Genomic DNA, 9,162 nt, shown 5'->3' with positions numbered 1-9,162 from the left:
TGCTGATGCGCCGCGCAACCCGCCGCTAAATGCTTCTTCCCGCCGCAGTCTCAAGAGTTCCGTAGTATCAGGGGCTCCCGAGGCTGCGGCGGAAGCCGTACCCGCTCACACCGCATCTGCTAACACTGCCGCGCCGCGTCCTGGAAACTGGTGCGAGTGGGTTCGTGGTGAAGGATACGGGTTCCCCGTGTGGGGAGAAGACACGGGGTCTTTGTATCTGATGTGCGGGATGCACGGATAGGGACGCTAGCGCAGCTTCACGTTCACGCTACGCGGGGGAATGCCCCCTCTGCGGCGCCCCAACAACGATTGGCACAGGCGCCTTGAGGACGGAGCCCCCGCTTCGCGTAACGGGCCGCGACGCTCGCATATCCTCAACTCATGACATTTGTCATGGGCAGGTCATGACACTCTGTACCGCACCGGTGCGAAAACCGGCGGTGTAATAGAAACATGAACACCGCAGCACTTCAGAATAGCAAGCAAAACACCGCAGAAACCGTTATTTCCGCCCGCTCCCTCCGCCAGGTTTTCTCCACCCGTGCGGCAGGCACCGTGGTCGCCGTCGACTCGATTGACCTGACCGTCAAGCGCGGCGAAATCATCGCACTGCTCGGCCCCAACGGCGCAGGTAAGACCACCCTCATCGACATGATTCTTGGTCTGACTCATCCCAGTGGCGGCGAGTTGAGCGTCTTCGGTCGCAACGCCTCCGAAGCGGCACGCGCCGGTCTACTCGGTGCGGTGCAGCAGACTGGTGGCCTGCTCAAGGACCTGACGATTCGCGCCACGGTCGAGATGATTGCCGCCCTGTACCCCAAGCCTATTGACGTGGATGAGGTACTCGCCGGCGCCGACCTGACCGATATCGCTAAGCGTAAGGTCGGCAAGTGCTCGGGAGGTCAGCAGCAGCGTCTGCGTTACGCCCTGGCGACCATGCACTCGCCGGAACTGCTGATTCTGGACGAGCCGACCGCCGGCATGGACGTGAACGCGCGCCGCACCTTCTGGGAGCGTATGGAAGCCATCGCCGAACGAGGAACGACCATTCTTTTTGCGACGCACTATCTGGAAGAAGCACAGAACTTCGCCCAGCGCATCGTGCTCATGGAATCCGGCTCCATCATCGCTGACGGCTCCTCCGACGAGATTCGTGCCCTGACCGGCCACCGCCACCTCAGCTTCCTCGCACCCGCACCCATCACCGACCTGGATGTGCCGGTCGAGGTGACCGAAGAGTCCGGCGGGTACCGCCACCGTATCTCCGTGCTGGAGATTGAGCAGGTACTGCGCACTCTGCTGAACAACTACAGCATCACCGACCTGGAGGTCACCAAGCCCTCCCTGGATGAGTCCTTCACCCTGCTGACCGAGCAGGCCGCCGCCTCCAAGGCATCCGAAGCCTAAATACCGTACCGCCCCAACACCGCACCGCCGCTACACACCTCAAGGAAAACATCATGCTCCGCTACGCACTCTATGACATCCGCGCTTCTATCCTCTCGACCGACCGTTTCTTCTTCGGCGTGGCACTGCCCATCGTCTTCTTCCTGCTCTTCGGCGCGATGCAGGACTACTCCTCCCAGCCGATGGGTGACGGTAACGTAGCTGCGTACGTCATGATTGGCATGGCGCTGTACGGTGCCGTGCAGAACACCGTGGCGATTAGCGGCAGCACCGTCACCGAGCTCTCCAGCGGCTGGAACCGCCAGCTGGCGCTGACCCCGCTGACCACCGGCAAGTACCTGGGTGCGAAGGCGCTGACCGCCCTGGTGATTTCTGCGGTGCCGGTCATCGCGGTGAACATTGTGGGCATGTTCACCGGTGTTGAGATCCCTGTGAACCAGCAGCTTGCCGCCGGTGCGCTGACGGTGCTGTGCGGTCTGGTGTTCGCCTTCTACGGCATCATGATGGGCCTGCTGATTCGTAACGAGAACGCCGTGTCCATTGCGAACGGCCTGCTGGTGATTATGAGCTTCTTCGGTACTGTGTTCTCCCCGCTGAGCACCGACCTGCTGAACTACGCCCGCTTCACCCCGCTGTACGGTGCCGCTGAGATCGCTCGCTACCCCTTCAGCTCAGGTCGGACCATTATTTCGGGCGGTGAGGACTGGCTCGTCACCGAGCCGCTCTGGTACGCCGTGGTGAGCCTGGCAGCGTGGGCGGCGATCTTCCTGGGTGTTTCTGCCCTGCTGATGCGCCGCGCAACCCGCCGCTAAACGCTTCTTCCCGCCGCAGTCTCAAATCCCGAGGCTGCGGCGGAAGCCGTATCCACTCACACCGCATCTGCTAACACTGCCGCGCCGGTGGTATCTGCACCCGCGGCACCCGCACCCTTGGCACCCGCACGTTAGGCTAGAACCATGACCGAAACCCACACGCACCCGCAAAATACTGACCAGGCTAGCGCCGAGAACGAGGCGGCACCCTCCGCCGCGAAGCGTACCCTGGGCAAGCACCGCTTCCGCTTCCTCCACCGGGAACGCAGCGGCAACGTGAACTGGCTGGCGCTGGGCTTTAGCGCCCCGTGGCTGGTGTTTCTGCTCATGCCGCTGGACAGCTTCCTCACCACCCCGGAGCTGGCGCCGGTGCGCTGGACCGGTGTGGCACTGGTGGTGCTGTTTGCGGTGGTGAACTGCTCGGCGTACGCGGTGCCGTGGCTGGTGCCGGTCGCCTCCACGGTGCGTCGAAGCGTCATCTGGACGGTGCTGATGGCACTGCCCGTGGCTGGCCTGACGGCGCTGCGGCTGGATTCGGCGTATGTGGTGTTCTTGTCGTTCAGCATGTACTTTGTGGCGTTCTGGATTTTTGGCACAATCGCCCCGTACCCCCTGCGCTTCGGTGTAGCGGCGACGATTGCCCTTGCCTCCTGGCTAATCTTTATGGCGGGCATCGGTTTTGACGTCACCGCGCGCGGCGGTATCGCCCTCTTTATCGGTGCACCGATGGTGGGCATGCTGGGCTTCTCCTACCTGATTGAGCTCGGTGAACGCGCGGACGTAGCGCGTGCCTCCCTGGCGCTCTCTGAGGAGCGCGAGGAGATTGCCCGCGACGTGCACGACGTGCTGGGCCACTCCCTGACCGTCATCACCCTCAAAGCGGAGCTGGCGCAGCGCCTGCTGGAGATTGACCCCGCCCGCGCCGGCGCCGAAATGGAGGCGATCGCGCAGCTGTCTCGCGCATCCCTGGCGGAGGTCCGCTCAACCGTGACGCGCCTGCGTGTGCCTGACTTCTCGGGTGAGATTGAGGGTGCGGGCCGTGCCCTGCAGACCGCCGGTATTCGCGCCGAACTGCCGGAGGCCCAGAGCGCGCTCGCGGTAGCTGGTGTGAACGCGAAGCTGTTCTCCTGGGTTCTGCGTGAGGCGGTCACGAACATGGTGCGCCACTCGGAGGCGAACGCGGCGCGGGTGCGTCTGAGCGCAACCGGTCTGGACATCCTCGATAACGGCGTGGGCGTGGGCGATGCCCGCGGTAACGGTCTGACGGGTATGGCTCAGCGTGTGGCGGCGTCCGGCGGTAGCGTGGTGATTGAGGCGGCGCCCGAGCAGTGGCTGGCGGAGAACCCTGCCGGTGGGGTGGGCACGCGCATCCGTGTGACTATGGACGGTGACACCTCACTGCTGTAGGTAGGTGCTGTAGATTGTGGAACTTAGCGCCGCGCCCTGGACGGGGGAGCTACCCGCCCCTGTATGGTGGTGGTAGACAACCTCTTACGGTTGTTCCGCCTGGTATGTTCCACCCGGTATGTTCTGCCCCGTCTTTTTCACCGTCTTCAGCCCTGGGAGGCTCCCATGATTCGTGTTCTGCTCGCTGACGATCAGCAGCTCATCCGTGAGGCTCTTGCCGCTCTGTTGGGCCTGGAGGTTGACCTGGAGATTGTGGGTCAGGTCGGTAGCGGTGATGAGGTGCTGGGTGCGGTCGCCCTGCTGAAGCCGGACGTGGTGCTGCTGGATGTGCAGATGCCCGGTACTTTGCTGGCTGATGGTATTGAGGCGGCTGCGGCGCTGCGTGATGCGGGTGCTTTGAGTGAGTCGGGTGAGCCGGTGCGTACGCTGATTGTGACGACTTTTGGCCGCCCTGGCTATGTGCGCCGTGCGCTGGAGGCTGGTGCGAGTGGTTTTGTGGTGAAGGATACGGGTGCTCGCCAGTTGGCGGAGGCGATTCGTCGTGTGCATGCGGGGTTGCGTGTGGTGGATCCGTCGTTGGCGGCGGATTCTTTGGTGACGGGTGCTTCTCCGTTGACGGAGCGTGAGGCGCAGGTGCTACGTGAGGCGGCGTCGGGTGGTACAGCTCAGCAGATTGCGGCGGCGTTGTTTTTGTCGGCGGGTACGGTGCGTAATTATTTGTCGGCGGCGATGGCGAAGACGGGTGCATCGACGCGTCAGGATGCGGTGCGTATCGCCACGGAGAACGGCTGGCTCTAGCGCCCTGCTCTCATCAACCAGGACGACAACCAGGGCGGCTCCTGCGCGAACACGGTAGAATGGTAGTGTCTATGCCCGCAGGCGCCCCGCACCCGTTTCTTCCCGAGACCGGCGGTGCCGCGCTTGGATGCGGGCACCATTTTCGCCCTGTGCCCGCCCGCACCCGCCGCATCATTTACGCGGCGCATCCTGAGTGTTTGGTGGGGTACATGATTCGAAGGAAAACTTGTGGCTCTAACTATCGGCATTGTTGGCCTGCCTAACGTGGGCAAGTCCACCCTGTTCAACGCTCTGACCGGCAACACTGTGCTGGCGGCTAACTACCCGTTCGCGACTATTGACCCGAACGTGGGCGTGGTGAACCTGCCGGATGCGCGTCTGAACCGTCTGGCTGAGATTTTTGGTTCGGAGCGTATTCTGCCTGCGACTGTTTCGTTCGTTGATATTGCGGGTATTGTGAAGGGCGCTTCTGAGGGTGAGGGCCTGGGTAACAAGTTCCTCGCGAACATTCGTGAGGCGCACGCTATCGCCCAGGTGGTGCGTGCGTTTGATGACCCGGACGTCATTCACGTGGACGGCAAGGTTGACCCCGCCTCCGATATGGAGACCATCAATACTGAGCTGATTCTGGCTGACCTGCAGACTTTGGAGAACGCTATTCCGCGTCTGGAGAAGGCTGTGAAGATTAAGAAGGGCGATGCCGCCCAGCTGGCAACCTACAAGCAGGCGCAGCAGATTCTTGAGGACGGGAACACGATTTTCTCGCGTGCGGCTGCCGAGAAGCTTGAGATGGCGCATTTGAAGGAGCTGAACCTGCTGACCGCTAAGCCTTTCATCTACGTGTTTAACGCGGATGAGGGCGTGCTTGCCTCTGAGGAGAAGCAGGCAGAACTGCGTGAGCTGGTGGCCCCGGCGGAGGCTGTTTTCTTGGACGCGAAACTTGAGGCTGACATGGTGGAGCTTTCCGAGGAGGAGGCCCGCGAAATGCTGGAAATGAGCGGTCAGGACGAATCGGGCCTAGATAAGCTGGCTCGTGTAGGCTTCTCAACCCTGGGTCTGCAGACCTACCTGACGGCTGGCCCAAAGGAATCGCGCGCCTGGACGATTTATAAGGGAGACACGGCACCGCAGGCGGCGGGCGTAATCCACTCCGATTTCGAGCGTGGCTTCATCAAGGCTGAGGTTGTTTCCTTCGATGACCTGGATGCGGCAGGCTCCATGAACGAAGCAAAAGCCCGCGGCAAAGTCCGCATGGAAGGCAAAGACTACATCATGGCAGACGGTGATGTGGTTGAGTTTAGGTTTAACGTGTAGAGGTTGGTCAAAGGACTATGAATAATCCACATAATTTAGATCAACCTGCAGAGTGGGCAGGAATATGGTGGCTTCCAGAGAGTCCTGATGAAAAGGTGCCAGGTGTACTTCATTATGATGCTAAAGGTGGTTTAATCTTATCTCTAATTGGAGGATTTGAAGAACGGGTTATTACAAGGGAACCTTCCGTAGATGGCACACAAATAAAGTGGTTTGGTGAAGAGAGTCGTGTGTGGAATGCTATCCATGGTGTGTCTGAGTATCAGAAAATAACTTTATTGGGATGTTATCCTAGTCTTACTAAACGTTACTTTGCTAAACCAGATAGTCCTGGTAAGCAGACTATTGTGGCCTCTATAGCTCTTATTGGGATTCATATTGAGAATGAAAACACCTCAGTTTTTTCTTCTGTTGAAGTGTCATTCGAAGATCTTGGAGTCTGGGCAGCGGTATCAGGAATTGAGTGCGAATTTGGGTTTTCAGATAGCGAAGAGCTTGATGGGCGTGGGTGTATTCAAGTAACTCCTTGCAGTGAACAATCAGTCACGGTCGAGAACAAAGAGATTTGCTTAGTATCAGGAAATACACTTCCCTATATTGATCATCAAAAAGGTAAAACGATTGCTAAAATATCTGAGTCAGTAAGAGTGCAGATAAAATCTAAAACTCCATTATCTTTGACTGATACGTTGGAAGAAATGGTGACTATTCAAAATCTTATTTCTTTAGCTATGCATCGTGCCGTTGGCACTATCTGGGTTCAATTGGAGATAGATGGGACTGAATCGAGATTGCCTGATGGTCGTGAACTTCCACGACGACGTGCCCAAATGCTCTACAAACCTCCTGCGCTAGGGGTAGCTGATGCACAAGCTGTTGAGACCCATCGAACTCTTTTTACATGTGACACAATACCATTTTCAGAAATTGTACCTCGCTGGTATGAAGTACATAGCCGATTACGAACAGCCATTAATATGATTATGAGCCTTCGGTATACTCCAACTCAGTATATTGAAAGTAATCTTCTGACATCCGTGGGAGCAGTTGAAGTAATTCATCGATGTCTTGGAATTGGCAACAAGCCTTTTCCGGTGGGTGAATTCAAAGCTATGCGTAGTGCGATGCTTGAGCAAGTGCCAGAAAAACACCGCGATAAGTTCAAAAGTGCTATTCGTAACGATCAAACACTTCGAGAGAGACTTTATGATCTAGTTAATTACCTGGATCCAGCTGTAATTTCAAAACTTATGCCAGATGTAAAAAAGTGGGCAAAGTTTACGGTAAAAGCCCGTAACAATCTGGCTCATGAAGGAAGAACAGGTCACTCTGACGAAGAGTTAATTACTATAGTGGATATTGCTACAATAGTAGTTATCTTTATTATACTGCAGGAGTTAGGGGTTTCTGTTGAACAACAAATTAATATCTTCGATGAAAACCCTCAGATTGGAGGAATAGCTCGAAGGGCTCATAAAATTATAGTTGCCCCTGCAAAAGAGAGCTAGAATATATTAATAGAGAGGCTGAAAAATGGAAATATTGGTTTCAATTTTTTCTTTATTATCAGCTATATTAGGTGCTGTTATTGGTGGTTTTGTAGCGCATCGGCTGACCGTAAAACGTGAAGTTGATAATGCTAGACGCAATCAGCGAATAGATTTTCTTCTGAGTGCTTATCGACGCCTTATAAATTCATCTAATCGTGGGCGTAATTTATCTCAAGAGTATCGTGATGATCTGGAATCAGCTCTATCCGATATTATCCTTTTGGGAGGCCACAAGGAGATAGAAGCTGCTCAAGATTTCATGAAAGAGATGAACGAGGGTAATAGCGGTTCGCTCGATCCCGTCATCGAGACTCTGAGGAACAGCTTACGAAGCGAATTAGGTCTCGAACAGACAGTCTTACCGAAGCCTCATACCCTTCGAATTAAGTCGTAGATATATCACTGTATTAGAAGCAGTAACTTGATAGCTTCACCCGTGCTGGCTCAGCCTGAAATGTGTCTATTAGTGTAAGGTACCCGAGTCTGAATTGCTAATAGTTGATAAGTTTCTGGTGAAAGCCCTGATATGACACCACACCCATGTGTAGGCACGCCCCAGCTAATATAGGCTTATGGGTAAAAGAATCTTGCACATCGTGACGAATGTGGGGCAGTACGATAATGGTGACCCGACGGGGCTGTGGCTTTCTGGGCTGACGACCGCTTGGGATAGGTTTGAACGGGAGGGCTGCGAGCAGGACATCGCCAGTCCACGTGGGGGAGACGTCCCTTTAGATCCCCGCTCTCTGAAGTTCCCATTCCGCAATGAGAGTGCAAAATCCTGGCTGAATAACCAGGCACGCATGGCGCTCTTGAAAAACACCCTTCCCATCCGGTCCGTAGACCCGAACACGTACGATGCTATATGCCTGGCTGGTGGGCATGGCACCATGTTCGACTTCACGCATAACTCCGAGCTGCACAACCTCATCGCCAGTGTATACGAGCGGGGCGCGATCGTCGCATCCGTGGGGCACGGGTACTGCGGAATCCTCAATGTACGCCTGAGTGATGGAAGCTATCTGGTGAACGGCAAAATACTGACCGGTCCCTCCTGGAAGGAAGAGAAACTCGCTTTAGTGTCTCAGAAGGTACCCTACAATGCTGAAGAACTAGCCAAAGAACGCGGGGCAGACTATATTCGCACAAAACCTTATAGGGGCACAGCGGCAGCGACTAATGGACTGGTGACGGGGCATAACAACTCCTCATCAGGTAATCTTGTTGCTTCTTCTGTGTGTGATGAACTCGATCGGCTCGACTCTCTGAAGGCTAAAGGCTCGGAGCCTCTGTAACTAGTTTTAACGTGCTCGATCCCGGTACGGTTATCGCGAACCGTACCGGGATCGAGCCTTAGCTTATTTAGTGTTGCCCGGTGCCGGAAGCACTCGAGCGCACAGGGGAGAGGATTAGTCCTCAACACCAACCATGACGTTGGATGCCTTGATAATGGCGGTAGCGGGCTTACCAACCTGCAGCCCAAGCTCCTCAATAGCGGCGTTGGTAATCGAGGAAGAAACAATCAGACCGGGAGCGATCTCAATCTTCACAATGCCGTTGGTAGCGCCTTCGGTAATCTCAACAATGGTGCCAGCGAGCTGGTTACGGGCAGAAAGCTTCATGCTCGGTTCCTTCCAGAGTAAACGAATATCCCCTACATGTTACATGTCTTAGTTTGTGCAAGCACCTTCCTGTGCGGGTAGTAACTCTCAACCCCCAGGGCTTACGCCAATTCCTGCAATGCGAAGCCGGGGTAATACTTGGATAGACCTAACTCAAGCACATATATTTCATAGATAAAATATTCAATATTTCTTATTGTAAGAAGTTTAGAGAAAGAGTTATTTTAGTTTTATAATACATATCTATTCTTT

11 protein-coding genes are annotated in these 9,162 nt (G+C 55.7%); 10 read left to right on the top strand and 1 reads right to left on the bottom strand.

The annotated features are described in order from the left end of the window. From HMPREF2609_RS10990 to HMPREF2609_RS10240, 10 genes are all read left to right on the top strand, one after another. Positions 1 to 241, top strand: a 241-nt coding sequence (locus HMPREF2609_RS10990; RefSeq protein ID WP_168162164.1) for a hypothetical protein, incomplete at its 5' end; no start/stop codon positions are given. A 212-nt stretch (positions 242 to 453) separates the two neighbouring features. After that, positions 454 to 1,407 (top strand): ABC transporter ATP-binding protein, encoded by a 954-nt coding sequence (locus HMPREF2609_RS10275; RefSeq protein ID WP_070536782.1) that lies wholly within the window; start codon positions 454 to 456, stop codon positions 1,405 to 1,407. Positions 1,408 to 1,460: 53 nt separating this feature from the next. Next, positions 1,461 to 2,219: an ABC transporter permease gene (locus tag HMPREF2609_RS10270; RefSeq protein ID WP_048754899.1), complete on the top strand. Its 759-nt coding sequence runs from the start codon at positions 1,461 to 1,463 to the stop codon at positions 2,217 to 2,219. Between the two features lie 369 nt (positions 2,220 to 2,588). Then, entirely contained in the window at positions 2,589 to 3,626 is a 1,038-nt protein-coding gene (locus HMPREF2609_RS10265; protein ID WP_239664746.1) for a sensor histidine kinase, read from the top strand. Between the two features lie 165 nt (positions 3,627 to 3,791). Then, a complete protein-coding gene (locus tag HMPREF2609_RS10260) occupies positions 3,792 to 4,424 on the top strand; it encodes a response regulator transcription factor (protein WP_048754929.1) in 633 nt (210 codons plus the stop codon). A 65-nt stretch (positions 4,425 to 4,489) separates the two neighbouring features. Next, complete coding sequence (locus HMPREF2609_RS10985) at positions 4,490 to 4,687, top strand: hypothetical protein (protein WP_160311905.1); 198 nt, start codon at positions 4,490 to 4,492, stop codon at positions 4,685 to 4,687. Further along, positions 4,653 to 5,738: a redox-regulated ATPase YchF gene (ychF, locus tag HMPREF2609_RS10255; RefSeq protein ID WP_070536780.1), complete on the top strand. Its 1,086-nt coding sequence runs from the start codon at positions 4,653 to 4,655 to the stop codon at positions 5,736 to 5,738. The genes HMPREF2609_RS10985 and ychF overlap by 35 nt, the downstream gene beginning before the upstream one ends. A 17-nt stretch (positions 5,739 to 5,755) precedes the next feature. Further along, the gene (locus tag HMPREF2609_RS10250) at positions 5,756 to 7,246 is read left to right on the top strand and encodes an ApeA N-terminal domain 1-containing protein (protein ID WP_070536779.1); all 1,491 of its coding nucleotides are present in this window, start codon (positions 5,756 to 5,758) and stop codon (positions 7,244 to 7,246) included. A 25-nt stretch (positions 7,247 to 7,271) separates the two neighbouring features. Continuing rightward, entirely contained in the window at positions 7,272 to 7,682 is a 411-nt protein-coding gene (locus HMPREF2609_RS10245; protein WP_070536777.1) for a hypothetical protein, read from the top strand. Positions 7,683 to 7,860: 178 nt separating this feature from the next. After that, a complete protein-coding gene (locus HMPREF2609_RS10240) occupies positions 7,861 to 8,583 on the top strand; it encodes a type 1 glutamine amidotransferase domain-containing protein (protein ID WP_070536775.1) in 723 nt (240 codons plus the stop codon). 114 nt (positions 8,584 to 8,697) lie between these two features. Here the strand turns inward: HMPREF2609_RS10240 and HMPREF2609_RS10235 are convergent, their stop codons facing one another. Next, positions 8,698 to 8,910, bottom strand: coding sequence for a TOBE domain-containing protein (locus tag HMPREF2609_RS10235; protein WP_037234731.1), 213 nt, complete (start codon positions 8,908 to 8,910; stop codon positions 8,698 to 8,700). Between the last annotated feature and the right edge of the window lie 252 nt (positions 8,911 to 9,162).

The sequence above is a fragment of the Rothia sp. HMSC058E10 genome (assembly GCF_001809415.1).
Lineage (GTDB): Bacteria > Actinomycetota > Actinomycetes > Actinomycetales > Micrococcaceae > Rothia > Rothia dentocariosa.
The sequence above is the reverse complement of the archived record's forward strand: the minus strand, read 5'-3'. Positions and strand labels throughout refer to the sequence as shown.